The following is a 24,807-nucleotide window of genomic DNA, read 5'->3' on the forward strand; positions in this document are numbered from 1 at the left end:
GCCTACCTTGAAATGCTGATGTTGGTAATCCACTCATTCTTTCCGTTCCCCACCTTACCCGTATAGCTTTGCGAAGGTCCATCACGGCGCAGAACATGCAGCGTGACGGGTTTTTCGCCCTCGGTGCGTTCACTGCGCAGATGCGCGCGCACCTTGTAGACACCCGTGGGGGCCTGATCGAACACAATATTTTCGACCGGATCTGTGATCGCCTCGGCGCGGACTACATTGGCGTCCAGATCGTAGGTGCCGTTGCAATCACCCTTGTTCTTGTAGGACACGGTCACCCCCGTCGGACAGGTCACGTAAAGATCGATATCGTCCACCGTGGACCATTCCAGCGTGAAGTTCAGATCGCCCCGCCTGGCTCCGCGTTCAGTGATCCGCTTGGCAACCGCGGCGCGATCGGTCTCGTCCGGTGCGGCGTTGCCTTCCTTTTCCGGCTGGGCCGGCGCGGCATCGGGCGGCGCCGGGATCACCGGCACCACGGCGCGGCACAGGCGGTTGGTCAGCGCCAGATCATGTTCCAGGCGAACGATCTCATCGCTAATCCGCTGTTTTTCGGTCAGAACCGCACTGGGGCCCTGATCTGGCTGCTGGCAAAAGATCAGGCGTCCCTGATTTATCCCGCAAGGGGCAATCAGCACATAGAGAATGGCCGCCAGCAGCGCCGCCAACAGCAGCCATCCCAGCAGGATCAGCCACCACCAAAAACGGCTCGCCCCACCGGTCCGTTCGGATGCACCGGGTTGGGTCGCCGCGATGCCGCCGGGACGGGGCACCATGGCCGTCAGAACCCCGCGCACTGCCCGCTGTTCATCGCGCAGCCAGGCCCAGTGCACCAGGACCGGGAGAAGTGCGCCCGCCGCATCGCGCAGGCCGAAAACCATCGCTTCGTCCGGGACTTCGATGGCATGGTCCAAGGCCTCGCCCAACCGCTGGTCTTCGCTGGAGTCACTTTCCCGCAGCTGATCAGCCGCAGAACGAATGTCAGCGATCAATCGGCCCAATCTGTCCCGCAATTGATCCTGATCGGGTTCAGGCAGGTCTGGCAACGCCGTGGCCTGACCTTTCTGACCTGCATACCAATCAATCTTGTCCCCATGCGGGGCGGCGACAGGCTCTGCGAAGATGGCCGCATGGGCGGGGCTCAGCAGCCGCTCCACCGCGCTGGTCACAAGCTCATAGGACCGCTGCGCCGCCGTGCCCAGCGGCTGCAACCCTTCCGAGGATGTGGTGACCAGAAATGCGTCTTGCATGGCGGTAAGCAGTCCTATTCCGATGCCGGTTTGGGCTGTGGGTCCGGCGCAGGCGCATCCGGGCGCAAGACCACCGGCGCGCATGGGTCAGTGGCAACAGTGGGCGCGGCCGGTGTCCCCTCAAGAAAGCGCATCAAATCACCGCTGGAGAGCGCAAAGCCACGGTTTTGCATCCGGCCTGTCCGCACAAAGGAATTCACCCCCACGAGGCGGCCGCACATATCCACGAGAGGACCGCCCGAATTGCCCCGCGACAGGGGCGCGGAGTGCATCAGAACATTCGTTTCCGGCCCCAGTTTCTGTTCGGTGTTCACGGTGCCGTCGGTCACGGTCACATCCGGCACAGCCGACACATCGCCCGATTTCAGGGCCGCAAAACCTACATCCATCTCAAGCACATCACCGGGGTATCCGGCCGCAACGACATTGCTCAGCTTCAGCGACGTGTCAGACAGATGCACGATAAAGGCAGGCAGATCGGGTGCATCGACTTCCAGCAGGGCAAAGTCGCCACCCGTCTGTTCCAGCGGTCCCTGGGTCTTGAGAACCTTCGCGCGGAGTGGCGCGTCCAGCGCATTGCCCGCGACCAGGATCTGGCCGCCTTCGCCCAGCGCCTTTTCAACCACATGATGGTTCGTGACGATCAACCCCGGGCCGATGATCAGGCCCGAACCGGTTGAGATCTCGCCCCCCGCGCCGGCCAGAACCAGAACCGTGCGCTGTTCGATCAGGTCAAGCAACGTCGTCTCGCCCTCAGCGCCATCCGGGACCGCCACGCGGCTCGACCGGCTGGGTAGCAAGGCGTCGGGGACGGCCGTGGCCCGGGTCTCGGGCGCAACGCCCGGCTCGGGCGGGGTCAGCCCTTCGGGTGTCAGCCCGTCGGGCAGGATCAGTTGCCCGTCGTCCCTGCACACCGCACTTTCCAGCGCCACCTGCAATTGGTCCCTGCGGGCACGCAAAGCATCGTTCTCGGCCTGCGCCGCACTGAGTGCGGCGGCGTCGGTTACCACAGCGGGCCGACTGCTGAACGGAAACAGGCGATTGCCCGGCATCAGCAACCACGCCAACGCCGCCCCCGCCAACAGCAAGAGAAGGACCAGAGGCATCCATGTCAGCGCCGTGATCACACGCTGCGGCGCCGGATAGGGACCCGGTGAAGGGGGCGCCGACACAGGGGCGGCACTCGGTGCGGCCGGGTGCGCATCCGGCGCCGGGGCCGCCGCGCCCAAAGGCAGAAACCGACCCAGGGTCGCCGCATAGTGCGCCGGGCGCGCCGCCGCCGAGGCGCCCTTACCGCCGGGCATCAGCCCCCAGTTCACGATGACAGGTCGATCCCCGACGACTGCGACGTCGCCCTGTCCCATCACGCTCAGCGCGCCCTGGGCCAGTCCAGCGCTTGCCGGGTCATCCGCCAATGCCCGCAAAGGGCGCAGATGATCCGCAAGATAGCGCTCGGCACGGTCCTTTTCGCCGGGCGGCAACTGTTCAAGCGGGCGTGCCTCCCCCGCGATCGGGGTGTACCACGACACGGTTGGCGGTGCCTCGTCATTGCCGCGGCTGATCAGCGGCTCGGCAAAAAGATCGGCCACTTCGGGGCCAGCACGCTCGGCCAGCATCGCACGCAGGGCACTGTACTGTTCCAGAACGGGTTGGCCGCCGGCCTCGACAAAGTCATCGTTCGCGACGCGGATTTTCGACAGGAAATGGTCAGCCATATCCGTTATCTCCCTGCCCGGCGCAGCGTTGCCCTGCCCCGGCCATTGATTTCAGGTTGATAGGTATCACAGGTTGCAGTCCCGCGCGCATTCAGCGAACAGGTGATGTCGCGCCGGAAAATCTCGGACCCGTTGGAACATTGCAGATTGCCCGGCTCGCGCATGCTCAACCGGCCTGATCCCAGCCGCCCGGTCAGACGCCCCTCGCAGCGCACGCCGTTGGTGGCGCGCATGACCTCGCGGCCATTGCCCTTGGCGTCAAAGCAGATTTGCCAATACCGGAAGCGGGTGATCTTGCCACTGCGAATGTCGCGCACGTCATAATTCGAAGACAGTTCCCAGCACCCTTTCATCACCGAGATGTCGTTTTTCTTGAACGCATCCGGGGGCAGCCCGCTTGGAGTTTTGGGTTTGGGCGGTTTCGCGGGTGGCGGAGGCGGGGGTGGAGGGGGCGGCGGCGGCGGTTCGGCCTTGCAGGCCAGCAGCGCAAGGTCGCGTTCCAGCTGGATGATCTGTTGATCCAGATCGTCGTTGGCCGCCCATGTCGCCGCAAGCGCGCCCCTTGTTTCCAAGGTCTCTTCGGTTTCACACGCCGATAACACCGTACCTGTCAGCGGCAGACGCACGCCACAGGATTGCAGGAGCAGATAGGCACACACCGCAATCACCAGCACAAGCATCAACGCTGAAACAGTGATCGCAAGCCGCATGGCACCCATTCAACACTTCGACCGGCCCAGTCATTGCGCATCGGTCCGCGCAGGGGCAAATGGTCTGATTTCTAATGGGTTAACCCTATGCCGCACTGCTAAAGTGCCGCAAGGGCCGTGTTATGCCGATTGGCGCTTGCCCGCCCATGGCGCCCGGCCGGAATCAGTCGCTACATCCAGACCTGACAGGCGGGTCACCTCAGCGGCGCGGATGTACCATTTCGCTCTGATCCCGGCATCCAGGCGGGACGAGAATTTCCTGCCGCTCCATCTTCCATGTCCGGGACATAGAATTTGTGAGTGCCACGCCCTGCATTCTTGGCCGCATAGAGCGCCAGATCCGCCTGATGCAGCAAGGCTGCCGCTTCGATCCCTTCCGGTTGGTGCGATATCGTTGTCCCCACGCTGGCCGATATCCGGCACGTCTGGCCATTATAGGGGGTTGGCTCTTCGAACCGGCGGATCAGCGATTGGGCGATGTTGTTCAATCGAGCGCTGTCGACCAGCCGATCAAAGATCAACACGAACTCGTCGCCGCCGACGCGGGCAATGGTATCGGTGTCGCGGGTCTCCTCGATCATGATCCGCGCAACTTTCTGCAAAACGTGATCCCCGGCGGCATGGCCCATGGTGTCATTTACCTGTTTGAAATGGTCCAGATCCAGATGCATCAGGGCAAACGGCCCCTTTCCGCCGATCAGCCGCGCCAAAACGTGATCCATCGCGCGCCGGTTCTTGAGCCCGGTCAGGGTATCGGTAAAGGCCTGCTCCTCGGCGGCGATCATCGCGCCTTGCAGGCGCTGGTTCAACTTGCGTGAGGCATCCATAGCAGCGGATTTCGCTTCGACGAGGTAAAGCAATTCAATGGTCAGGTCGGTCGCGGAAAAGTCGGAACTGCTCAGCGCATAGTCGCGCACCGCATCCAGGACCGAAATTCCGAAAGACAGGTTTACGATGGCTCCTTTCCCGTCAGAGAGCGGGATCAGAATACCTTTGAGCCCGGTCGTCGGCGCATCCCGGAACTGCAGGTGCAGCCTGGTTCCGGAGTTTTCCAGGAGCACCTGCATCGAATTAACGGCGCGCGGGCGCTTTAACGCGAAAAGTTCCAGAAACAGTTGTCCCTGCATCGGCGTATCCGGGCGCAGTTTCTGTAGCGTGGGGCCGACTTTCAGGATCCGCCCTGTTGGATCCAGAAGAACAGACATCGGACACATCCGCTCCAGTACATCGGCCATTTCTTCTATTGAAATCATCCGGCCCGCGCCCCCAGTTCAAAGCTGCGCCCCGCGGCAAAGGCGGATTCGATCAATGCGATCGAAATCACGTCACTGCCTTCGCGCCGGCCACGGTGTTCCAGCATGACCAATGCCCCGTAATCATCTGCCATCGCGCGCAGAACCCCCATCATCACATGGGAATAGCCGGGCAACCCGGTTTGACAGGACAGGCTGAACAGGCCCGGCGCACGTTCTCTCAGCTCAAGTTGCGGCAAATGCAGATCGTCCACGGCAAGGCGTACGCGGTCAGGCAGATCATCGAGGGAATGCAGGAATTCGACATAGGTCACCCCACCAAATCGCAGCAACCGGCGCAGAGCTTCAACCTCGGGATTGGACACCAGGAAAGTCCCCAAATCCTCCAGAATTTCGTCTTGCGGACGGTTCAGATCGGCGCAGACCGCTGCCAGCAAACGCAGAGACATCTCATCGTCATAAAGAAGCATCGGCTCGAAATCGGAAACGTCCACTTCGGCTACACGCGTCACACGCCTCCATCGGTCCGCGCCGTAGGTGTGGCAAAAAAAGGATTGCAGTGCCCTGTTGATCAGTCCGTGCATATTCGCGCCTTTGGTGGTCTGCTGGCACTTTGCAGATCAGGTCTTAAAAAAGACCAAACACGAAAAATTTTAGGGAACTTCCCGCCGCAGACCTAACCCGGCGGCGGGCCTCATGACTGCCCGCGGCAGGCCAGCTCAGAAATCGGTTGGCGCGCCGCCCTCTTCCTTGCGCCGGGCGACAAATGCAGCCAGCTCTTCGCGGATCGCCTCGTCCATATGGGGCGCCTCGAACCCATCGATGATCTGATGGAAAATGTGATGCGCGCGCTCGGGCGTCCAGACGGCCCCTGCCGCCTCCCATGCCTCGTAATTGCGCCAATCACTGAGAAAGGGCTGATAAAACGCGGTGGTGTATCGTTCCTGCGTGTGCTCGATCCCAAAGAAATGGCCCTGGTTGCCGACCTGTTTGATGGCGTCCAGCGCGATATCGTCGGCGGATGTGGCAAAGGTCTGGGGGTCCATATAGCGTTGAATTTGCTGAAGAACCTCACAATCCATGATGAATTTCTCGGGGCTGGCGATCAGTCCTCCTTCCAGCCATCCCGCCGCGTGATAGACCATGTTGGTACCCGATTGCACGGCGGCCCAGAGGCTGTTGGAGGTTTCCCACATCGCCTGCCCGTCCGGAACGTTCGCCGCACAAACGCCCGAAGACCGCATCGGCAGCCCATAGAACCGCGCCAATTGCCCGGTCATCTGTGTGGCACGCATGTATTCTGGCGTCCCAAAGGCGGGGGCGCCCGATTTCATATCGACATTCGACGTGAAGGTGCCGATCGCGCAGGGGCATCCGGGTGCAACGTACTGGAACAACGCGATGGCACAGAGCGCTTCGGCAATGGATTGCGCCACGGCCCCGGCCATGGTGACAGGGGCCATTGCCCCGGCCAGCGTGAAGGGCGTGACCACAACCGCCTGCCCCCGCCGCACCATCCGCAGACAGCCGTCGATCATGGGAAAGTCGTGTTTCAGCGGCGAGGTCGAGTTGATGTTGGTGTACATCCGGGGCGTTGCTTCGAATTCCTCATGTGTCAGCCCGCCCGCGATGCGCACCATTTCCATGACGTCTTCGACACGCTCTTTGCCCAGCGAATAGGCGTGCATGACCTTGTCGGTCAGGGTCAGCTTGTCATAGAGCACGTCCAGATGGCGGACGCTGGCGTGAATATCGACGGGTTCAACCGGATAGCCGCCGGCAAAATGGATGCAGTTGAAATACTGGGTCAGTTTGAGAAGGTTGGCGCACATCTCGCGTGTGCCGGGAACCTTTCGGCCAATCGACATATCCCAGTAATTCGGCGGTGAAGAGACGTTGCCAAACAGGATATGCCTGTCGCCGACCGTCAGCTTGCGATCCGGATTTCGCGGCGTGAGGGTGAAGCTGCTGGGCGCCTTTGCGACCATTTCCATGACGAAATCGCGGTCCATGCGGACCACATCGCCCGTCACCGAACATCCTGCCTTACGCAGGATTTCCAGCGCCTCGGGGTTGAGAAAGGCAATGCCGATCTCCTCCAGAATGCGCATCGCCCCGTCGTGGATGGCCTGAACACCCGCGTCGTCCAGCGGTTCGATCGGCCGGTCAATGTTTACGGGTACCCGCCAGGGCATCTGGTCGATGACGGCTCCGCCCCTGCGGGCCGCATTGCCTGCCCGGCCTCCGCCACGTCGTTTCCGGGTTTGCGTTTCAGCCATGTCATCCTCCAAGGGTCTTGACTGTCAGCAAGCCCCAGACCGGAGGGATACGCCGCTCTGATTGCGACACGAACTGTCGCATTCCTTGGGAAATTTTCAAAACAGCAGAGGGCCAGGCCGCCCACCGGGTTCCGGCTCCTTCGTCAGGTGCGGCCAAGCCAGCCGGGTATGTGACCGATGTCCGGCAGCACCACATCGGCAAAAGGCATCAGGTCCTCGGGGCCGGCCATGCCTGTCAAAACGCCGACCGTGCGCATGCCCGCCGCCCGCCCGGCACGCAGGTCATGAGTGCTGTCACCCACCATGGCAACACGACCGGGCTCCAGACCTATCTGGCGTGAAAACGCCAGCAACTGGCCCGGCTCAGGTTTGGCCCCATGTCCGCTGTCGCATCCGGCAACGAAATCGAAGAAGTCCCGCACACCCGCGCGATCCAGATGCGCAAGGGCGGGTTCCTCGGCGTCATTCGTGGCGACCCCCAGACGCAGCCCCAAGGCGCGCAATCCATCCAGAAACGGCACCAGCGGGACGGCCTCGATCTGGGGCGCCGAAACCGCCTCTTCGATCAGCAGGGTCATCAGAGCCTCGCGCGACACCGTCGGGAAATGCGGCACCAGCGCCTCGGCAACCTCATCCGGCGTTCCGGCAATGACCACGCTGTCCCGGGTGAATTTTCTGCTTTCGAGATCGAAGCCGATGTGATGCCCGACAGTCGTGGCCCGGGGGCGATCGCCCCCGGTCGCGCGCAACAGAAAGGCCTGCGCCCAGGATTCCCACGTCGCTCCGAATTGAAACAGCGTGCCGTCCTTGTCGAACAGCACGGCTTCGATTTCATTGGAAAATCTCTGGTCTTTTGTCATGTCCAGTGCACCTGTCCGCCGCCCGGCAGCGCCGCGCGCGCCTGCATGAGATGATCGTAGGGGATGGAATGATTGTCACAAAAGGCAATGACCCAGGCATCGTCCATCAGCAGGAAGTCAAGAACAGACCCCAGGAACTCCGGCTCCCCCGCGCGGGTGCGCAGATCCTGTTCCGACGCGCCGGTTGCGCCCAGGAAAACCGGCAAAAGGTCATCATTGGGGATCAGCCACGCCAGCGCCTTCAACGCCAGAGTTTCGGCTTTTTCTGCGGAAATCGACAATTCATTGACCTTTTCGAAAGGGCGGAAAGGGTTTGTTAATGACTCTCATAAAGACTTTGAGACAAAGTTAAAGCAACTGTCGAAAGGCGTTCCAGTGCAGGGCACCATTCTGATAATAGACGGGATGGCAACAAACCGGATCATGCTGAAGGTACAGCTGTCCGCAGCCTATTATCACGTCGTTCAGGCCGAAGGGATGCAAGGTATCATGCCCCTGGTCGAGCGATGTCAACCCGATCTGATCCTGGTGGCGATGTCGCTGCCGGATGGCGGTGCGATTCGTCTTCACCGGGTTCTCCAACAGTCTGAAACGACCTCCCAGATTCCGGTGATTGCCATTGCCCCACAGAATGATCGCGCCGCCTTGCTGATGGCGCTGTCGGCGGGGATCGACGATGTTCTGATCCAGCCGGTGGACGATCTGATCCTGCAGGCCCGCATTCGCAGCCTGATCCGGTCGCGCAGCAGTGCCGAGGATTTGCGCCTGCGCGATGGGGCTTCTCAGGCACTTGGGTTTTCCGAACCCGCGGCCAGTTTGGTCGCACCGGCCCAGATCGCCCTTGTTGCGCGGGACGTCCTGACCGCCACGCGGTGGCGCGCGCAATTGCAGGACCGTATCCCCCACCAGATGCACGTCCACCGGATGGATGACATCCATGCACTTATGGCCGACCCGGTGGCCGATGCCTTTGTTGTCGAAGTCACCGGAAATTCCGATCAGGCCGGATTGCGCCTGACCGCGGATCTGCATGCACGCAGCGCCACTAGAAACGCCCCCGTGATTGCGGTGACCGACCCGCCCAATGCCACACGCGCGGCAGAGGCGCTGGACCGCGGCGCACATGATGTGATGCCCAACGGGTTTTGCGCCGAGGAACTGGCGTTGCGCCTGTGGTCCCAACTGCGTCACAAGGCCAGTTCGGACCGGTTGCGCGCCTCGGTGCGCGACGGGTTGCGCGCCGCTATTCTTGATCCCATGACGGGGCTCTACAACCGGCGCTATGCCCTGCCCCACCTTGAAAAGGTCGTGCGGCAATCCCGGGCAAGTGACCGTCCCTTTGCGGTGATGCTGGTCGATCTTGATCATTTCAAGCGGATCAATGACCGCTACGGTCACCCGTCGGGCGATGCCGTTCTGACAGAAACCGCGTTGCGGTTGCGCAGCCAACTGCGCCCGGCGGACATGATCGCGCGTATGGGCGGGGAAGAGTTTATGATCGTCATGCCCGATACCACCCGGGAACATGCGATCCGTTCGGCCGACAGATTGTGCCGTCAGATCAACAGTCGCCCGTTCCGGACCCCGCATATCAATCAACCGATCAGCCTGACCATTTCCATTGGCGTCGTCGTTGGCGGGGCAAGCCACGGTAATCTGCCTGACGGAGAAAACTGTGCCGCCGCTCTGATCGGTCAGGCCGATCGCGCCCTGTACGAGGCCAAGGGCAGTGGCCGCAATCAGTTCACCCTCACACAGGACGCGGCCTGACCGCGCCCTAATTGCGCCACCAGCGCCGTTTCTGACGCGACTGCCCTGACATGGCCTGCTCGATACGGTCCGCATAGGCATTGCGATCCTGCGCACTCATATCAGCGACACGGGCCAGCCAGTCATCCTGGGTCGCCGCCAGCCAGGTCGATCTTCGGTTCAGCTGTTGCCCGACAACCCGCGACAGCGCATCGGGATCAAAAGGCTGTGCACGCAGCGCCTGAATGACGGCTTGCGCTTCGCTGGCGCGGCGACCGCCATTGATTTCGCGGTGCGACCGCATGGATGAAAACAGCGCGCGCCGGTCCTCGCGCGGCATTTCACGAAACAGCGCCGCGCCGACCGAGGGTTGAGGTGGTTTGCGATCCGGCCCGCCAAAGCGCATAGCCGCCCCCACGAACAGGCCAACGAACAACAGGTTCAGCGCCAGCGACCCGCCAAACAGAAGCCGCATCCACAGACGACGGCGGGGTTTTGTGTCCGGTTCCATGCTCATTTATCCCTCCTCGACCTGCGCCAGAACGCTGCTCAGATCATCCGCGCTCAGCAAATCCAGATCCGCCTGGGTTCCAAAAACCATTTGCACCGGGTCGGGCATGATGTCGGGCGGCGCGATCCCCATCCAGAGACCCGTGGCGCAGGCTGCCGCCAGCCCACCCATGCCGTACCAGCCGCCCAATGCCTCGCGCAGTTGCGCGAACCAGGTCTGGCGCGCGCGCGGCGGACGGGGCGCGCGCGATTGCGCCTGCACCCGTGCGGCATCCGCCAGAATCCGATTGCTCAGCCCGGCCGGCATCTCGGCCGCATCCCGTCTGGCGGCTTGAAACAAGCTGTCCAAATCCCGATTGTTCTCAGCCATCCGCATACCCCAGTTCTTCCCGCCGCTCTGCCAAAAGAGAGGCCAATGCACGTTTTCCCCGGGCTGTCAGACTTTCGACAGCCTCGGTGCTTATGTCCATGATCCCGGCGATTTCCGGGTTGGACAGGTCTTCGATGTGGCGCAGGATCACGGCCTGACGCTGACGGTCCGGCAATTGCATCAAGGCCGCCTGTAGGGCATCGGCCCGCGTGCGATCCTGCAATTGCTCCGGCGCACTCAACGCCGGGTCAGGCGGGTCAGGCACATCGTCCAGCCGAGCCATGCCGCCATGCCGCCGCCGCTTCGTATCCAGACACAGGTTCATGGTCACCCGGTACAACCATGTACTGACCTTGGCCCTGCCCGGTTCCCAATTGGGGGCCATGCGCCACAGCCGCATCATCGACTCCTGCGCGATGTCTTCGGCTTCGGCCCGGTCGCCCAGCATTCGAAGAGCCAGCGCAAAACTGCGGGGCGCAAGCCGCCCGGTCAGTATTCCGGCCGCATGCGGGTCACCGGCCGCAAACCGGGCCAGAACCGCGTCGTCATCTTCGTTTTGCGTCTCAGCCATCAAATGCAGGGAACCGCGGCACAGCCGGTAGTATCGTCATTGTGCAACGGTCCCCTCCATTTCATCAGTTCTTGGGCGCGCCGCGTCTCATGCCCCAGCCGCGGCCATGTCTGTGATGACGGCCCATCTGATCAAATTCCTCTTTCGAGATCGAGCCATTGCCATCCTCGTCGGCGAACTGGAACATGCGACCCGGGCGTGGAGGCTGCGGCATCTCTTCGGCTGTGAGGGCGCCATCGCCATCCGCGTCGAACCGGTCCAGCATCGCGTCTACCCGTTGTTCCATACGGGCCTGCGCCGCGGCAATCATTTCATCCTTGGTGATCTTGCCGTCTCCGTCGCCATCCGCCCGGGAAAACCGGGATTGCCGATGGGCTGCCATTTCGGCCGGTGTGATTTCACCGTCCTTGTCGGCATCCAGAGAGTCAAACGTAGGAGGCGCGCCGTACATGCCAAACCCATGCTCACCTCTCATGCCATAACCGGGTCCGGCAGCATAAACTGCGGTTGCAGCAATGGCCGAGGTGGCAACCAGAATACCAGCGATCAATGTCGTGCATTTCATGTCGGTTCATTCCTGTGTTTCAGGCGGCCCTGTGCCGCCCACCATGATCATAAAACGCAGCGCAACGAAACTTCCGTCGCGGATTTCGCAATTTTTTCAAATCTGTTTTGCGACATCGCGACGCAAGGACGATGACAACCCTTTCGCACAGGGGCTTTCCACCCCATTTTGTGAGTTCAAACGCGCAACATCATGGCCTTTTTTCAATGACCACAACTGATACAGTGACACCCGATGAACGTCCGATCTGGTCTGCCTTGGGTAAAGGCTGGCGTCGCAAGTGCCCGAATTGCGGCAGCGGCCCGCTGCTCAAGAATTATCTGACGGTCAATGATACCTGCAAGGTATGCCGTGAGGAGCTGCACCATCATCGCGCCGACGATGGCCCGGCCTATCTGACCATTTTGATTGTCGGACACCTGATGGCGCCCCTGTTGCATTATGTCTTTGTCACGTGGCGGCCTGAGCCTTTGACTCTGTTCACGATTTTCTCTGTTGGCTGCGTCGGTCTCTCGCTCTACCTTCTGCCCAGATTGAAAGGGGCCATTGTCGGGTATCAGTGGTCCAAACAAATGTATGGGTTCGGGGATTCGACCTGAACGCCCCAAGTGTGAGGCTTCATGAGCATCGATAAATCCGCCGTTCGCAACGCCTCGACAGTCATCGTTTTGCGTGACCGCCATGACGATCCGTCAATCCTGATGGGTCAGCGAGGGGCCAAGGCCGCTTTCATGCCGAACAAATTCGTCTTTCCCGGCGGAGCTGTTGATCCTGACGATGCGCATGTACCGCTGTCCTGCCCGCTGCCTGATCCCTGTCATACGCGTCTGGCCGATGAATCGCCCGAGGGCATGCAGCATGCGCTTGCCGCTGCAGCCGTTCGTGAGTTGTGGGAAGAAACAGGCCTGATCCTGGGCGAGCCTGGCGATTGGCCCGACACACCACCGGCGGATTGGGAAACATTTGCATCAACCGGGCATGTTCCCTCGGCTTCAGCGCTGCAATTCGTATTTCGCGCGCTCACCCCGCCGGGACGCCCACGCCGGTTCGATGCGCGGTTCTTTCTTGTGGACGCGGCCCATATTCAGGGTGATCTGGATGATTTCACCCATGCCTCGGATGAACTGTCACATCTGCAATGGATCAAACTTTCGGATGCGCGCGGCTTTGATCTGCCTTTCATCACCGAGGTCGTTCTGGCCGAGGTCGAAGGCCGTGTGACCGATCAAACCCCGCCTGACAGCGTGCCCTATTTCCGCAACAATGATGAGGCGAGCCTGTTCCTGCGTCTGCGCGGACATCCGATGCCGGGCGACTGATCCGTCAGATCGCCAGGATCAACAGGATGATCGACAGCCCCAAAAGGCCCATCCCGGCGATTTCGCGCCCGGTGATCTTTTCGCGGAAAAACAGCACCGATGCCATAAGGCTGAGGATCAGTTCCACCTGCCCGAGCGCCTTGACATAGGCCGCATTCTGCAAGGTGAAGGCCAAAAACCAGCAGAACGACCCGCCCATGCTGGTCAATCCGACCCAAACGGCGACTTTGCGAATATCCCAGACCGCGCGCAATTCACCCTTTTCGCGCAGGGCCAGCCAGATCGCCATCGCGATGGTCTGCATCGTTGTGACCGCCGCCAGGGTGATCCCGGCCCGCAGAACCGGCTCTAACGCCCCCAGTTCCAGCGATGCGCCGCGATAACTGACCGCCGAAAAGGCGAACAGAACCCCCGACCCCAACCCGAGGCCCGAGGCGCGGTTAGTCAGGTGCCTCCACCAGGCGCCGGTATCACCAGGCGTGCGTGACAACAGCAAAACGGCAAACAGACCGATCAGAATGGCCGCGAACGCGCCCCAGCTGACGCCTTCGCCCAAGATCACCAACCCCACCAATGCGGTCTGGATCACCTCGGTTTTCTTGAAGGTGATGCCCACGGCAAAATTGCGTTGTTTGAACAGCAGGACAACACAGACCGTCGCAAGTATCTGGGACAGTCCGCCAATGGCGGCGAAGGTCCAGAACCGGGGCGACAGGTCGGGCACGGATCGACCGGACACTGCCAGATAAACGGCCACAACCGCCACGATCAGCGGCGCGGAATAGGCAAAACGCGCAAAGGTCGCCCCGCCCGCGCTCAGGGTACCGGTGCTCAGGGTTTTTTGCAGCATGAACCGCAACGTCTGAAACACGGCGGCCGCAAGGGTAACAGGAATCCAGAGGCTCATGCCGCCCTATAGACCCAATGTCATCGCCGCGGCCAGAGCGGATGTGGCACCGGATCCTTTGCGCGCCACAGATACTGCGCAAATACCTGGGCGTAGGAGCGATAGAAATAGCCTTGATTGATACTTAGAAAGCGTGCCTTTCCTTCACGATAAAGGCGCGGCAACTGATACCACGGCACGCCGGGGTGCATGTGATGCACAACATGCAGGTTGTTGTTCAGAAACAGCAGCGCCAACGGGCCGCGATCTTCGACAATGACGGTCCGCCCGCGCACTTTTTCATGTGCCTGATGCTCCAGAAACGTGCGGATCCGCAGTAGGGCCAACGCAATGTAACAGGCACCCAGATAGTGCCAGAGGCTCATGGGCGACAGGGCAACGATCCAGAGAACCACACCACAGCCGGCAAAATGCATCCCCCACGCGGCCCAAACCCGGCGGTCCCCGCCCCGGGCCAGCCGCCATTCGTCCCGCAGAAAAAGGGCCATCCCCAGAACCGGCCCGATAAGGATGCGCCCGGCCAGCGTGTTGTTTGCGCGAAACAGCCGTTGTTTCCATTCCGGCATTTCCGGCCACACGGCCGGATCCAGATAATTTGTTTCGGGATCATCATAGGGGTCGGTCAGATTGGAATCGCGGTGGTGCGCCAGATGCTGATCGCGGAACCGGCAATAGGGCACCGCCAGTCCGATGGGCAGGCGCATCAGCATTTCGTTGGCAAACTGGTTGCGGAACGGATGGCCGTGGATCACCTCATGCGTCAGCGATCCGTGAAAGGCAATCAGGACACCGGCTATGGCAACGGCCGCCATGGGCATGACGGCAGACAGCCAGAACACCGCCCCCAGCCAAAGCGCATAACATCCCGCGATCAAAGAGAAAGTGACCCATTCGATTTGTTGCACGCGGTCGTTTCGCGCCGCGTTTGGTAGTGCTGACATTCACGCTCCCACCGTAACAAGCATACTGCCAGAGACCACACTCACGTTTTTGTTACAATTTCGCTTATAGTAAACAAATCTAAGCAAATATGATATTTATCACCACATGCCCGATAAAATCGACAAACGTCTCAGGGCCGAACAGCTTCGCACGCGGCTGGACCGGGCCATGCAACAGACCGGCACTACGCAAAGCGCACTGGCCCGCCAGATCGGCGTAGACCGGTCGACCATTTCACAACTTCTGACCGATCAGGGCGCGCGCCTGCCCAATGCGCATGTGGTGGGGTCCTGCGCCTCGGCCCTTGGGGTGTCGGCGGATTGGTTGTTGTCCCTGTCTGACAGGCCCGAAAGCGCGGCGGAACTCCTCGCCAGCAGCCTGAGCCTGACCGAGGCCCCGCGCGCCTTGGTCGACGAACGTATCTTCGAGTGGCATCAGGAGGCTGCGGGGTACAAGATCCGCCATGTGCCTGCCGCCCTGCCCGACATGCTGAAAACCCGTGCCCTGCTGGAATGGGAATACAGCCCCCATCTGGGCCGCACCGCAGATCAGGCCATCGGCGCGTCCGAGGACCGATTGCATTGGATGCGCAATGCGGGGTCGGATTACGAAATCGCCCTGCCTTATTACGAACTCCAGAGCTTTGCTGAAGGCACCGGGTATTACGCGGGCCTGCCCGCGCAACTCCGTCGCAACCAGATTGACCACTTTCTGAACTTGTGTGATCAGCTTTATCCGCGCCTGCGCATCTACCTGTTTGACGCCAAACGCCTTTATTCCGCACCCATCACCCTTTTTGGCCCGCTGCTTTGCGTGTTCTACGCGGGTGGGCATTACATGGCGTTTCGCGACAAGGACCGGATCGAAACCTTCAGCCGCCATTTCGATACGCTGGTGCGGGAGTCCGACCTTTCCGCACGTGATCTGCCGGGGCATTTGCGCCGGTTGCGCGAAGACGTGAAATAATCTTTCGGAATGACCTATTCCCAAGCCCGGCATCGACGGGCTGCGGAACGGCAATGCACGACAGCCACTCAACCTAAACCTTGGGGTCCGGGTTCACCGTGTGCCCGTCTACGGCGATCACCTGCCCCGATACCATCCGCGCGCCGTCCGAGGCGAGGAACACGGCCATGTCCGCAATGTCGTGGGCACTGACGAAACGCCCCAGCGATGTGCCGCTGGCGTAACCGTCATACACCTGATCGCGGGTCATGCCCTTGGCGGCGGCTTCGCGGTTCAGAACCCCCTCCATCCGGGGGCCTTCGACCGCGCCCGGGCAAATTGCGTTCGCGCGCACGCCAAAGGGGCCCAGTTCCATCGCCAGGGTCTTCATCAACGCGATCACCGCCCATTTCGCCGCCGCATAGGGGGCCCGGTTGGGGTATCCGTATTGACCGGCGGTCGAGGAGGTCAGCAGCATCACCCCCGATTTCTGTGCCTTCATCAGGGGGGCGGTGTGTTTCGCGGCCAGAAACGCACCCTCAAGATTGACGGAAATGCAGTTACGCCAATCGCTTAGCGATATATCTTCAACTTTTGCCGTAGGTCCGGGAACGCCCGCATTTGCGCACAGCACGTCCAACCCGCCCCAATCGCGGGTGACATCCGCGATCATTCCGGCGATGACATCCTCATCCGACACATCCCCTTGGGTCTTGCGCCAATCGTCCGGGCAATCGGCCAGGGCCGCCGCGTCCAGATCGGCCACCCAGACCGCGGCGCCCGTGTCGGCAAACCGCTGCGCCATCGCACGCCCGATGCCGGACGCGCCCGCCGTTATCAGAACCCGCCGGGTCATCCCGGCGCCCGGATCGCCCGGCCCGCCCCTTCGGGATAGGGCAATCCAGCCTGCGCAGCGCTCAGCAGTTCCAATGCTGCGGCGACATCGGCGCCCGGATCGCACGGGCGGCGGGTTTCAAGGCTGACATGCAACAGGAAATGTTCCCCCGTGGCCAGCAGCCGCGCGCCCTCGTACATGGAATGGAAAAGGTGCAGTTTCTTGCCCTGTCCCAGCAACATCTGGGTACGCACCGTGATCCTGGCCCCGGCGTGCGCCTCGTCCACATGCCGGATATGGGTTTCGGCGGTGAAATAGCTGCTGCCCCTGGCGATATAGTCGGCATCGCACCCGATCATCTCCATGAACCGGTCCGTCGCCTGTGCAAAGGCATCCAGATACCGGGATTCGGTCATGTGGCCGTTGTAATCGGTCCAATCCAGCGGCACGGCCCGGTCCAGCGTGACGATGGGCTGCGAAGGGTCCGCCACATCCGCGGCCCGCGCGGCCAGAACCGTCCCCGATTTCAGTGCCTGATCATGCGCCCTCAGGAGCGCCCCGGCGCCCCAATCCTGACCTTTCAGCGCGCGCATCATCGCCACCAGGTTGTTGTCGCGAATGCGCTCCAGCTCGCGAATGGAATAGGCGCCCGATTGTTCATCGGACTGATCCGCGATCAGGTCGACCAGTTCATCGGTAAACTCCGGCACATCCATCAGTTTGGTCCAGGGCCATTTCAAGCAAGGCCCGAACTGGGCCATGAAATGTTTCATCCCCGCCTCGCCGCCCGCCACGCGATAGGTTTCAAACAGTCCCATCTGCGCCCAGCGGATGCCGAACCCATAGCGGATCGCATTGTCGATTTCCTCGGTCGTGGCGATCCCGTCCTTGACCAGCCACAGCGCCTCTCGCCAGACGGCTTCAAGAAACCGGTCGGCGATATGGGCATCGATTTCCTTGCGCACGCGCAAGGGGTAAAGACCCAGAGAGATCAGCATGTCGCTGGCCCTGTCCATCATGCCGGCGTCGCTTTCCGGCGTGCCCACCACCTCGATCAGCGGCAGCAGGTACACCGGGTTGAACGGGTGGGCGACGATGATCTGGCCGGGCCGCGCCGCGCCGTTTTGAAGTTCGCTGGGCTTGAACCCGGATGTGGACGACCCGATCACTGCGTCCGGGGCACATGCGTCCTGAATGGCGGCAAAGGTGCGGTGTTTCAGATCCAGCCGCTCTGGCACGCTCTCCTGTATCCACACGGCCCCGGCGACCGCCTCGGAAATTTCGCCGTGAAAGCTCAGAGTGCCCTCGTCGGGCAATGCCACGTCGCTCAGCCCCGGCAAAGACCTGCGCGCATTGCTCAGCACGTCGCCGATCTTGCGCTCGGCTTCGGGGTCGGGGTCGAACACCCGGACGTCCCACCCGTTCAACAGAAAGCGGGCGGCCCATCCGCCGCCGATCACACCGCCGCCGATGATGGCTGCTGTCTTGGTCATGTCATGCTCCGATTTTCAACAAGACCCCGCACCGGTTTTCAGTCCTGAACCGGTGTTAGGTTGGCCAGATCGTACCCCGACCATTCCAGAATACCGCGCGCGGCCTTGAGCCGGTCGGGCGGCGTGGCGTTGTGCCCTCGCTCCATGATCCAGCCAAATGCACCGGACGGGACGCCCACGACGGCGGTTCGATACCCTTCGTCCACCCAAAGAACCCAATGTTCGATTTGCTTGCGCCCGCGCGTCATGACAAACCTGCCCGGTCCGATGATCGTGGCCTTGTCGGATTGCGTCATGGTCTTGCATGCCCCGTCATCGCAAAGGCGGCGCTGATGGCGCACCAGCCAGTTGCTATCGGCCTGTGTACTGACGGTAAACTGTTCTGGCGAGGCTGCGTTCGGATCGCCCGCCTTGGCAAAGCGGGACACAACATGCCAAGTCCCGTCAAACCGCTGCGCCTCGAAGCGGCTGGTGGCGCCAATCGGGCCGGGTTCGGTGCGAAACCCCGTTTCCGGCGTGCAGGCAGCCAGGACCGCCAAGGCGGCGACACCAGCCAGACGAGCCAAATACCCTGGCATGTCGGATATCATGCCCGCCCCGGCGCCCGCTTGACCAGTCCCAGTTTCGCACGCACCTCATCCGGTTTGACCACCCGTGCACCCATGTTCTCGATGATCGTCCCGGCGCGTTCCACCAGTTGCCAGTTTTCCGCCAGTACGCCCTTGTCCAGCCACAGGTTATCCTCAAGCCCGACGCGTACGTTGCCGCCCGCCAGGACCGATGCGGCGACATAGGCCATCTGGTTGCGCCCCAGCGCAAAGGCCGAGAATGTCCAATCGTCCGGCACGTTGTTCACCATGGCCATGAAGGTGTTCAGATCATCCGGCGCGCCCCAGGGCACGCCCATGCACAGCTGAACCAGAGCCGGGCCATTCAACACGCCATCGGCAACCAGTTGTTTGGCATACCACAGATGCCCGGTGTCAAAGGCCTCGATCTCGGGCATCACGCCCAATTCGGTCATCATGCCGCCCATTGCAGTCAACATGCCGGGCGTGTTGGTCATGACGTAATCGGATTCGGCAAAATTCATCGTGCCGCAATCCAGCGTGCAAATCTCCGGAAGGCATTCGGCCACATGGGCCACCCGTTCGGTTGCGCCGATCATGTCGGTCCCGTTGGACAGCGGCAGCGGCTGTTCCGTCGGGCCGAATACCATGTCGCCGCCCATGCCCGCCGTCAGGTTCAGCACCACATCCGTGTCGCTGTCGCGCACCCGGTCGGTCAGTTCGCGGTAAAGCTCTAGATCACGGCTCGGCGCGCCTGTGTCCGGGTCACGCACATGGCAATGCACCACCGCCGCCCCCGCCTTGGCGGCGGCAATCGCGCTCTCGGCGATCTGCTTGGGGGATCGGGGCACATGCGGGCTGCGGTCCTGCGTGGCGCCTGATCCGGTCACGGCACAGGTGATGAAAACCTCCCGGTTCATGGTAAGTGGCATGTCCCGCTCCTTTTGCGAATTTCTGCGCACAGAATGACGGCGCTTGGCGGAGACAACTTCACCTGATACGCAATCAAGTTGATGAAGTCCGCAAAAAACATACTGACGCGCTCGGACAGTCCCTTAACCACCGCCGTTCTGGTGCTGGACAATTGCAACACCTTGTCCTTTGCCGCAGGCGTTGACCCGATGCGGGCGGCCAACCGGCTCTCGGCGCGGACATTGTTTCGCTGGAGTTACGTCACCCCGTCCGGGCGCCCCGCGACCCTGACCAGCGGCCTCACCGTGCCCGGCGCGCCCATTGCGCGGCTTGAGCGGTGTGATCTTCTTTTGGTGATTGCCGGGTTCGGGATCGACCAGCAGGCAACCCCGGCCCTGCTGGCCAGCCTGCGGCGCATCGCCGGAACCGGGGCAACCATTGCCGGCATCGATGGTGGACCCTGGCTGATGGCGCGGGCGGGGCTACTCGACAATCACCGCGCCAGCCCCCACTGGGAGGATCTCGACCGCTTCGCCACGGAGTTTCCAGCCGTCACCACCCTGCGCGACAGGTTTCACATCAACGGCGCCCGGATGACCAGCGGCGGGGCAACTCCCGCGATCGACATGATGCTACACCTAATCGGCACCCGGTATGGCACCGGGTTGGCGGGCCGGGTCGCCGGGGCGTTCATCTATGACAGCCCCCCCGATCCCGCCCGCGCGCAGCGACGCATCGGTGCACAGCCGAGCCATTCCACCCTGACCGCGCGGGCCAGCGCGCTGATGCAAGACACCATCGACACCCCCCTGCCTATTCCGGCCCTCGCGCGCCAGATCGGCACCAGCGCGCGCACATTGCAGGCCCAGTTCCAGGCCCGGCTGCGCGTCTCCCCGCAGGCGCATTACCTGACATTGCGCCTCGAAGAAGCGTTTCGACTGGTGCGGGATACGGATATGCCGCTGACCGATGTGGCGCTGGCAACCGGCTTTGCATCGCAATCGGCCTTCGCTCGCGCCTTTCGCGCCACCCACGGACAGGCCGCGCGCAGCCTGCGCAATGACAGGCAAAGCGTTGCTTCATCTTGCTGAATAAACTCCCGCCGGAGGCTCCCGCAGGCTCAACCCGCGCCCACGGCAGATCAAACTCAGTATGGCATCGGATGGGCGCGGTGCGCGGTGTCGATCTCGACCATGACCTCATCCGACAGGGTCACATCGACCGACCCCAATACCACCTCAAGCTGGTCCATCCGGGTCGCGCCAAATATGGCCGAGGTCATGAACGGTCTCGTGCGACACCAGGCCAGCGCCATGTGCACCGGGTCCAGATCGTGCCGGCGTGCGATGTCCAGATAGGCGCCGACGGCCTCGAACACCCGGTCCGTGATGCGCCCGCCCATGCCCGGCACCAGCGATTTGCGGGACCCTTCGGGAACCGCGCCGCCCTGATATTTGCCGGTCAGCAACCCGGCCGCCAGCGGCGAGAACGCGATCAGACCGACATCCTCGTTCACGCTCAGCTCGGCCATGTCGGTGTCATAGAGGCGGCAGAGCAGCGAATATTCGTTCTGCATCGTCACCACGCGCGGCCAGCCGCGATTCTCGGACACACGCAGCCACTGCGCCGTGCCCCATGCGCTTTCGTTGGACAGGCCGAAATGGCGGATGTTGCCCTTGTCGACCTGCTTTTGCAGCGCCTCCAGCGTGTCTTCGATATGGGCGAGTGTCTCGGCCCGGTTCTGCCCCGAAGGATCATAGGTCCAGTTCTTGCGGAACATATAGCTGCCCCGGTTGGGCCAGTGGAACTGATAGAGATCGATGTAATCCGTCTGCAACCGGCGCAGCGATCCTTCGACCGTGTCGGGGATGCTTCCGGAGGTGATGGGGGCGCCGTCACGCACGGCGGCCAGCCCCTCGCCTGAGTGTTTGGTGGCCAGGATGACATCGCCGCGCCGCGCCGGGTTGGCGGCGTTCCATGTGCCAATGATCTCTTCGGTGCGCCCGATTGTGTCCTTGCTGACCGGGTTCACCGGGTACATCTCGGCGGTGTCGACGAAATTGATCCCGGCCTCCAGCGCCCGGTCGATCTGGGCGTGGCCTTCGGTCTCAGATGTCTGCGTGCCAAAGGTCATCGTTCCAAGGCACAGTTCCGAAACGGTCAGGCCCGTCCGGCCCAGAGGGTTCATTTTCATTGGATTTTCCTTGCGTCAGCGTTGGACGAACCCTAGCGGGGCATTCATGAAAGGCAAACCGAAAGCGCATGTTTTTCTTGAGAACAGAATAGGAACATATATATTTGCCCGCATGACGACTCATCTGCTCAAACCAACTGCAAAACGCAAAATGCCCAGCCTGTCGCTGCACCCCGATGTGCCGCTGGCGCTGGCCCGTGTGCACGAGGCTTGCGGCCCGGCGCGGCGCAGCTTTGCCATGTGGGTGGCCGGTCAGATGCAGGGGCCGGTGCTGTGGATTTCCCCGGCCTGGGAAAGTGACCGGCTGAACCCCGATGGCATGACCGCCTTTGCCGATCCGGCGCGGTTCCTGTTTGTCACCCCCAAACGGGGCGAAGATCTGTTGTGGTGCATGGAGGAATCACTGCGGTCGGGCGCGGTGCCGCTGGTGGTGGCCGACCTGCCCGCTACGCCGGGGCTGACCCCGGTGCGCCGCCTGCATCTGGCGGGCGGACAGGGTGCGGATCTGGGCGGGATCGCGCCGCTGGGCCTGTTACTGACGCCGGGGGATGGTGGCGCGCCGGGGGTCGAGAGCCGCTGGTACATGGCCCCCGCGCATAAGGGCACCGACCGGCGCTGGATGATCGAGCGGCGCCGCGCCCGGACCCTGCCCCCCAAACGCTGGATCGCCAGCCAGACCGCCCCGCGCGCCGGGCTGACCCTTGCCCCGGCCCCGGACGGGACGTGACCGCGCAGCGCAATTGCCCGCCCGCGCCGTACCACATATTCAAAAATCAACACGTAGGACAAAACTGCCCTATATTGGAGATGTAGGGAGATACCCCATGGCCAACATGAACCGCCGCACCACGCTGACCGCACTGGCCAGCCTAGCCTTGTGCCCCACGGCCCTGGCCGCTGCGCGCACAAGATACACCCTTGATACTCGCGCCTCCCAGGTTGGATTTCGCTTTATCCTGAACGGGGCACAGCAGAAAGGCACCATGCCCGTGCGCAGTGCCGATATCCGCATCGCTCCCGACGATCTGGCCGCGTCCCAGGTTGATGTCAGCGTGAATGTCGCCGGGGCGCGTACGCCCTTCATCTTTGCCACCAAGGCACTGATCGGTCCCGATGTTCTGGATGCGGCGCGGTTTCCGGTCATCCGGTTCGTGTCCGAACGGGTTGAGCTGGCTTCTGACGGCCGCCTGTCCGGCGGCGCGCGCCTGCATGGGCGGCTGACCCTGCGTGGAAACACACGGCCCATCACGCTGGATGCAAACCTGTACCGCCCGCAAGGCACTGACCCCAATGACCTCAGCCAGCTTCAAATACGGCTGTCCGGTCAGGTCAGCCGATCCGCATTTGGCGCGTCGGGATATGCCAATCTTGTCGCCGACCGGGTCGATCTGGACATCAGCGCCGTGATCCGCGCCGCCTGAGCCCGCAAACATGGCCAAGAACGACACCAAAGGTCGATAAACCACAAGCGTTCGCGCCAAAGGCACGCGATCTGGGGCTATGCGTGTCCTGATCACATTTACCGCCCTCTTTCTGTCGGTGCTGTTGCTGCAACTTTCGACCGGCGGGGTTGGCCCGCTTGATGCGCTGTCGGGGCTGAAACTTGAATTTACCAAGGCACAGATCGGCCTGTTGGGGTCGGCCCATTTCCTGGGGTTTTTCATTGGCTGCTGGTGGGCCCCGCGCCTGATGGGCAGCGTCGGGCACAGCCGAGCCTTTGCCGCCTTTACCGCCACCGGCGCCATCGGGCTGCTGTCCCATATGCTTGTGATCGACGCCTATGCCTGGGCGGTGATGCGGGTGGCATCGGGGCTGTGCGTGGCGGGGTGCTACACGGTGATCGAGGCGTGGCTGCAGGACAAGGTGACCAATGAAACGCGCGGACGCACGATGGGCATTTACCGCGTTGTGGACATGAGCGGGTCGCTGGTCGCCCAACTTCTCATCGGTGTTCTCAGCCCGGCGAGCTATGTCTCCTACAACTTGCTGGCCATCCTGTGTTGTGCCGCGCTTTTGCCGCTGACCCTGACAAATGCACCGCAGCCGGACACGCCGGATGCCCCGCGTTTGCGCCCGATGCTGGCGGTTACACGGTCCCCGCTTGCGGCGGCAGGCGTTGTTGTCGCGGCGCTGTCGTCGGCCTCGTTCCGCATGATCGGGCCGGTTTACGGGCAGGAGGTCGGGCTTGGCACCGGGCAGATCGCGTGGTTTCTGGCCGCCTTCGTGCTGGGCGGGGCCCTGGCACAATTTCCCGTCGGATGGCTGGCCGACAAATACGACCGGCGCTGGGTGCTGATCTGGCTGTCGGTCGCGGCGATCTTCAGTTCGGCCATAACGGTCGGGGCACAGGGCACCGGCACCAATGGTGTCATGGCCAGCGCGTTTCTGTTCGGATTGACCACCTTTCCGATCTATTCGGTCGCCGCGGCCCATGCCCACGATTTCGCCGACAGTTCCGAACGCGTCGAACTGTCGGCCGCGCTGATGTTCTTTTTCGCGCTCGGGGCCATTGCCGCGCCCTACCTCGCCTCGGCACTGATTGCCGCCTATGGCCCGGCCGCAATGTTCGCCCTGATCGCGGCAGGTCACCTGGTATTGGTTGTGTTCGGCCTGACCCGCATGCGGGTGCGTCCGACGCGGACGTCGCGGACCCCCTATCTCTATGCGCCGCGCACCTCGTTCATCATCGGGCGTCTGACCGGACGCAGCCGTGATTCATCCGATAAGGACTGACAGCAAAACCCGCGCGGTTCCCGACCAATTGATTGCGCGCGAATGCGAAACAATCACCATACGACGGCTGCATTGATCCCCGTTTCACGGCGAAATTTTATCTTTTCTTATCAATCC

27 protein-coding genes are annotated in these 24,807 nt (G+C 62.2%); 8 read left to right on the forward strand and 19 right to left on the reverse strand.

Annotated features, from left to right (window positions below; all coding sequences use genetic code 11):
- Positions 1–2 precede the first annotated feature (2 nt).
- The 8 genes from ACXYMO_RS04835 to ACXYMO_RS04870 form a co-directional block, all read right to left on the reverse strand.
- Positions 3–1,259, reverse strand: a complete 1,257-nt coding sequence (locus ACXYMO_RS04835) for a hypothetical protein (RefSeq protein ID WP_458877523.1) — start codon at positions 1,257–1,259, stop codon at positions 3–5.
- 14 nt (positions 1,260–1,273) lie between these two features.
- The gene (locus tag ACXYMO_RS04840; RefSeq protein ID WP_458877524.1) at positions 1,274–2,974 is read right to left on the reverse strand and encodes a S1C family serine protease; all 1,701 of its coding nucleotides are present in this window, start codon (positions 2,972–2,974) and stop codon (positions 1,274–1,276) included.
- A gap of 5 nt (positions 2,975–2,979) precedes the next feature.
- Positions 2,980–3,684 carry a hypothetical protein gene (locus tag ACXYMO_RS04845; protein WP_458877525.1) on the reverse strand — a complete coding sequence of 235 codons (705 nt, stop codon included), beginning with the start codon at positions 3,682–3,684 and terminating at the stop codon, positions 2,980–2,982.
- Between the two features lie 194 nt (positions 3,685–3,878).
- On the reverse strand, positions 3,879–4,937 hold the full coding sequence (locus ACXYMO_RS04850; RefSeq protein ID WP_458877526.1) for a diguanylate cyclase domain-containing protein: 1,059 nt from the start codon (positions 4,935–4,937) through the stop codon (positions 3,879–3,881).
- Entirely contained in the window at positions 4,934–5,521 is a 588-nt protein-coding gene (locus ACXYMO_RS04855; protein WP_458877527.1) for a heme NO-binding domain-containing protein, read from the reverse strand. Before ACXYMO_RS04855 ends, ACXYMO_RS04850 begins: the two co-directional genes overlap by 4 nt.
- A 135-nt stretch (positions 5,522–5,656) precedes the next feature.
- Entirely contained in the window at positions 5,657–7,216 is a 1,560-nt protein-coding gene (locus ACXYMO_RS04860) for a trimethylamine methyltransferase family protein (protein ID WP_458877528.1), read from the reverse strand.
- A 143-nt stretch (positions 7,217–7,359) separates the two neighbouring features.
- Positions 7,360–8,076, reverse strand: a complete 717-nt coding sequence (locus ACXYMO_RS04865) for an HAD family hydrolase (protein ID WP_458877529.1) — start codon at positions 8,074–8,076, stop codon at positions 7,360–7,362.
- A complete protein-coding gene (locus ACXYMO_RS04870) occupies positions 8,073–8,357 on the reverse strand; it encodes a DUF3572 domain-containing protein (RefSeq protein ID WP_458877530.1) in 285 nt (94 codons plus the stop codon). Before ACXYMO_RS04870 ends, ACXYMO_RS04865 begins: the two co-directional genes overlap by 4 nt.
- Before the next feature lie 94 nt (positions 8,358–8,451).
- Between ACXYMO_RS04870 and ACXYMO_RS04875 the strand changes: the two genes are divergently transcribed.
- Complete coding sequence (locus tag ACXYMO_RS04875; RefSeq protein WP_458877531.1) at positions 8,452–9,846, forward strand: diguanylate cyclase; 1,395 nt, start codon at positions 8,452–8,454, stop codon at positions 9,844–9,846.
- 7 nt (positions 9,847–9,853) lie between these two features.
- On the opposite strand, the gene ACXYMO_RS04880 is transcribed toward ACXYMO_RS04875, so the two are convergent.
- The 4 genes from ACXYMO_RS04880 to ACXYMO_RS04895 all read right to left on the reverse strand — a co-directional run bounded on the left by ACXYMO_RS04880 (position 9,854) and on the right by ACXYMO_RS04895 (position 11,841).
- Positions 9,854–10,342, reverse strand: a complete 489-nt coding sequence (locus ACXYMO_RS04880; protein ID WP_458877532.1) for a periplasmic heavy metal sensor — start codon at positions 10,340–10,342, stop codon at positions 9,854–9,856.
- Positions 10,343–10,705: a hypothetical protein gene (locus ACXYMO_RS04885; protein WP_458877533.1), complete on the reverse strand. Its 363-nt coding sequence runs from the start codon at positions 10,703–10,705 to the stop codon at positions 10,343–10,345.
- Positions 10,698–11,276 (reverse strand): RNA polymerase sigma factor, encoded by a 579-nt coding sequence (locus tag ACXYMO_RS04890; protein WP_458877534.1) that lies wholly within the window; start codon positions 11,274–11,276, stop codon positions 10,698–10,700. Before ACXYMO_RS04890 ends, ACXYMO_RS04885 begins: the two co-directional genes overlap by 8 nt.
- A gap of 64 nt (positions 11,277–11,340) precedes the next feature.
- Positions 11,341–11,841 (reverse strand): EF-hand domain-containing protein, encoded by a 501-nt coding sequence (locus ACXYMO_RS04895; RefSeq protein WP_458877535.1) that lies wholly within the window; start codon positions 11,839–11,841, stop codon positions 11,341–11,343.
- Between the two features lie 206 nt (positions 11,842–12,047).
- Between ACXYMO_RS04895 and ACXYMO_RS04900 the strand changes: the two genes are divergently transcribed.
- Entirely contained in the window at positions 12,048–12,440 is a 393-nt protein-coding gene (locus ACXYMO_RS04900; protein WP_458877889.1) for a DUF983 domain-containing protein, read from the forward strand.
- A 21-nt stretch (positions 12,441–12,461) separates the two neighbouring features.
- Positions 12,462–13,160: an NUDIX hydrolase gene (locus ACXYMO_RS04905; protein ID WP_458877536.1), complete on the forward strand. Its 699-nt coding sequence runs from the start codon at positions 12,462–12,464 to the stop codon at positions 13,158–13,160.
- A gap of 4 nt (positions 13,161–13,164) precedes the next feature.
- Here ACXYMO_RS04905 and ACXYMO_RS04910 read toward each other — a convergent pair whose 3' ends face one another.
- A complete protein-coding gene (locus ACXYMO_RS04910; RefSeq protein ID WP_458877537.1) occupies positions 13,165–14,067 on the reverse strand; it encodes an EamA family transporter in 903 nt (300 codons plus the stop codon).
- Positions 14,068–14,087: 20 nt separating this feature from the next.
- On the reverse strand, positions 14,088–15,008 hold the full coding sequence (locus tag ACXYMO_RS04915; protein WP_458877538.1) for a fatty acid desaturase: 921 nt from the start codon (positions 15,006–15,008) through the stop codon (positions 14,088–14,090).
- 106 nt (positions 15,009–15,114) lie between these two features.
- Between ACXYMO_RS04915 and ACXYMO_RS04920 the strand changes: the two genes are divergently transcribed.
- Positions 15,115–15,975 (forward strand): helix-turn-helix domain-containing protein, encoded by an 861-nt coding sequence (locus tag ACXYMO_RS04920; protein WP_458877539.1) that lies wholly within the window; start codon positions 15,115–15,117, stop codon positions 15,973–15,975.
- Positions 15,976–16,048: 73 nt separating this feature from the next.
- Here ACXYMO_RS04920 and ACXYMO_RS04925 read toward each other — a convergent pair whose 3' ends face one another.
- From ACXYMO_RS04925 to ACXYMO_RS04940, 4 genes are read right to left on the reverse strand one after another with little or no spacing between them, the layout of a single operon-like run.
- Positions 16,049–16,810, reverse strand: coding sequence for an SDR family oxidoreductase (locus ACXYMO_RS04925; RefSeq protein WP_458877540.1), 762 nt, complete (start codon positions 16,808–16,810; stop codon positions 16,049–16,051).
- Complete coding sequence (locus ACXYMO_RS04930) at positions 16,807–18,282, reverse strand: carnitine 3-dehydrogenase (protein ID WP_458877541.1); 1,476 nt, start codon at positions 18,280–18,282, stop codon at positions 16,807–16,809. Before ACXYMO_RS04930 ends, ACXYMO_RS04925 begins: the two co-directional genes overlap by 4 nt.
- A 38-nt stretch (positions 18,283–18,320) precedes the next feature.
- The gene (locus ACXYMO_RS04935) at positions 18,321–18,860 is read right to left on the reverse strand and encodes a lipocalin family protein (protein ID WP_458877542.1); all 540 of its coding nucleotides are present in this window, start codon (positions 18,858–18,860) and stop codon (positions 18,321–18,323) included.
- Positions 18,861–18,868: 8 nt separating this feature from the next.
- Positions 18,869–19,783: a beta-keto acid cleavage family enzyme gene (locus tag ACXYMO_RS04940; RefSeq protein WP_458877543.1), complete on the reverse strand. Its 915-nt coding sequence runs from the start codon at positions 19,781–19,783 to the stop codon at positions 18,869–18,871.
- An 81-nt stretch (positions 19,784–19,864) separates the two neighbouring features.
- Here ACXYMO_RS04940 and ACXYMO_RS04945 point away from each other — a divergent pair, with 81 nt between their 5' ends.
- Positions 19,865–20,854, forward strand: coding sequence for a GlxA family transcriptional regulator (locus ACXYMO_RS04945; RefSeq protein ID WP_458877544.1), 990 nt, complete (start codon positions 19,865–19,867; stop codon positions 20,852–20,854).
- Between the two features lie 56 nt (positions 20,855–20,910).
- Here the strand turns inward: ACXYMO_RS04945 and ACXYMO_RS04950 are convergent, their stop codons facing one another.
- On the reverse strand, positions 20,911–21,957 hold the full coding sequence (locus ACXYMO_RS04950) for an aldo/keto reductase (protein WP_458877545.1): 1,047 nt from the start codon (positions 21,955–21,957) through the stop codon (positions 20,911–20,913).
- A 112-nt stretch (positions 21,958–22,069) separates the two neighbouring features.
- Here ACXYMO_RS04950 and ACXYMO_RS04955 point away from each other — a divergent pair, with 112 nt between their 5' ends.
- The 3 genes from ACXYMO_RS04955 (at position 22,070) to ACXYMO_RS04965 (ending at position 24,690) form a co-directional block, all read left to right on the forward strand.
- Positions 22,070–22,684, forward strand: coding sequence for an ImuA family protein (locus tag ACXYMO_RS04955; RefSeq protein WP_458877546.1), 615 nt, complete (start codon positions 22,070–22,072; stop codon positions 22,682–22,684).
- 97 nt (positions 22,685–22,781) lie between these two features.
- Positions 22,782–23,378, forward strand: a complete 597-nt coding sequence (locus tag ACXYMO_RS04960) for a YceI family protein (protein WP_458877547.1) — start codon at positions 22,782–22,784, stop codon at positions 23,376–23,378.
- 79 nt (positions 23,379–23,457) lie between these two features.
- Positions 23,458–24,690 carry an MFS transporter gene (locus tag ACXYMO_RS04965; RefSeq protein WP_458877548.1) on the forward strand — a complete coding sequence of 411 codons (1,233 nt, stop codon included), beginning with the start codon at positions 23,458–23,460 and terminating at the stop codon, positions 24,688–24,690.
- The last annotated feature ends 117 nt before the right edge of the window (positions 24,691–24,807 follow it).

This window comes from Arenibacterium sp. CAU 1754 (assembly GCF_054482635.1).

What these genes read in the sequence shown, in the direction of transcription:
- ACXYMO_RS04925 (WP_458877540.1), bottom strand. Translation starts at nt 16,810, where the DNA reads ATGACCCGGCGGGTTCTGATAACGGCGGGCGCGTCCGGCATCGGGCGT.
- ACXYMO_RS04855 (WP_458877527.1), bottom strand. Translation starts at nt 5,521, where the DNA reads ATGCACGGACTGATCAACAGGGCACTGCAATCCTTTTTTTGCCACACC.
- ACXYMO_RS04845 (WP_458877525.1), bottom strand. Translation starts at nt 3,684, where the DNA reads ATGCGGCTTGCGATCACTGTTTCAGCGTTGATGCTTGTGCTGGTGATT.
- ACXYMO_RS04920 (WP_458877539.1), top strand. Translation starts at nt 15,115, where the DNA reads ATGCCCGATAAAATCGACAAACGTCTCAGGGCCGAACAGCTTCGCACG.
- ACXYMO_RS04865 (WP_458877529.1), bottom strand. Translation starts at nt 8,076, where the DNA reads ATGACAAAAGACCAGAGATTTTCCAATGAAATCGAAGCCGTGCTGTTC.
- ACXYMO_RS04850 (WP_458877526.1), bottom strand. Translation starts at nt 4,937, where the DNA reads ATGATTTCAATAGAAGAAATGGCCGATGTACTGGAGCGGATGTGTCCG.
- ACXYMO_RS04950 (WP_458877545.1), bottom strand. Translation starts at nt 21,957, where the DNA reads ATGAAAATGAACCCTCTGGGCCGGACGGGCCTGACCGTTTCGGAACTG.
- ACXYMO_RS04860 (WP_458877528.1), bottom strand. Translation starts at nt 7,216, where the DNA reads ATGGCTGAAACGCAAACCCGGAAACGACGTGGCGGAGGCCGGGCAGGC.
- ACXYMO_RS04955 (WP_458877546.1), top strand. Translation starts at nt 22,070, where the DNA reads ATGACGACTCATCTGCTCAAACCAACTGCAAAACGCAAAATGCCCAGC.
- ACXYMO_RS04960 (WP_458877547.1), top strand. Translation starts at nt 22,782, where the DNA reads ATGGCCAACATGAACCGCCGCACCACGCTGACCGCACTGGCCAGCCTA.
- ACXYMO_RS04840 (WP_458877524.1), bottom strand. Translation starts at nt 2,974, where the DNA reads ATGGCTGACCATTTCCTGTCGAAAATCCGCGTCGCGAACGATGACTTT.
- ACXYMO_RS04895 (WP_458877535.1), bottom strand. Translation starts at nt 11,841, where the DNA reads ATGAAATGCACGACATTGATCGCTGGTATTCTGGTTGCCACCTCGGCC.
- ACXYMO_RS04935 (WP_458877542.1), bottom strand. Translation starts at nt 18,860, where the DNA reads ATGCCAGGGTATTTGGCTCGTCTGGCTGGTGTCGCCGCCTTGGCGGTC.
- ACXYMO_RS04905 (WP_458877536.1), top strand. Translation starts at nt 12,462, where the DNA reads ATGAGCATCGATAAATCCGCCGTTCGCAACGCCTCGACAGTCATCGTT.
- ACXYMO_RS04890 (WP_458877534.1), bottom strand. Translation starts at nt 11,276, where the DNA reads ATGGCTGAGACGCAAAACGAAGATGACGACGCGGTTCTGGCCCGGTTT.
- ACXYMO_RS04915 (WP_458877538.1), bottom strand. Translation starts at nt 15,008, where the DNA reads ATGTCAGCACTACCAAACGCGGCGCGAAACGACCGCGTGCAACAAATC.
- ACXYMO_RS04965 (WP_458877548.1), top strand. Translation starts at nt 23,458, where the DNA reads ATGCGTGTCCTGATCACATTTACCGCCCTCTTTCTGTCGGTGCTGTTG.
- ACXYMO_RS04945 (WP_458877544.1), top strand. Translation starts at nt 19,865, where the DNA reads ATGAAGTCCGCAAAAAACATACTGACGCGCTCGGACAGTCCCTTAACC.
- ACXYMO_RS04940 (WP_458877543.1), bottom strand. Translation starts at nt 19,783, where the DNA reads ATGCCACTTACCATGAACCGGGAGGTTTTCATCACCTGTGCCGTGACC.
- ACXYMO_RS04885 (WP_458877533.1), bottom strand. Translation starts at nt 10,705, where the DNA reads ATGGCTGAGAACAATCGGGATTTGGACAGCTTGTTTCAAGCCGCCAGA.
- ACXYMO_RS04880 (WP_458877532.1), bottom strand. Translation starts at nt 10,342, where the DNA reads ATGAGCATGGAACCGGACACAAAACCCCGCCGTCGTCTGTGGATGCGG.
- ACXYMO_RS04930 (WP_458877541.1), bottom strand. Translation starts at nt 18,282, where the DNA reads ATGACCAAGACAGCAGCCATCATCGGCGGCGGTGTGATCGGCGGCGGA.
- ACXYMO_RS04900 (WP_458877889.1), top strand. Translation starts at nt 12,048, where the DNA reads ATGACCACAACTGATACAGTGACACCCGATGAACGTCCGATCTGGTCT.
- ACXYMO_RS04910 (WP_458877537.1), bottom strand. Translation starts at nt 14,067, where the DNA reads ATGAGCCTCTGGATTCCTGTTACCCTTGCGGCCGCCGTGTTTCAGACG.
- ACXYMO_RS04835 (WP_458877523.1), bottom strand. Translation starts at nt 1,259, where the DNA reads ATGCAAGACGCATTTCTGGTCACCACATCCTCGGAAGGGTTGCAGCCG.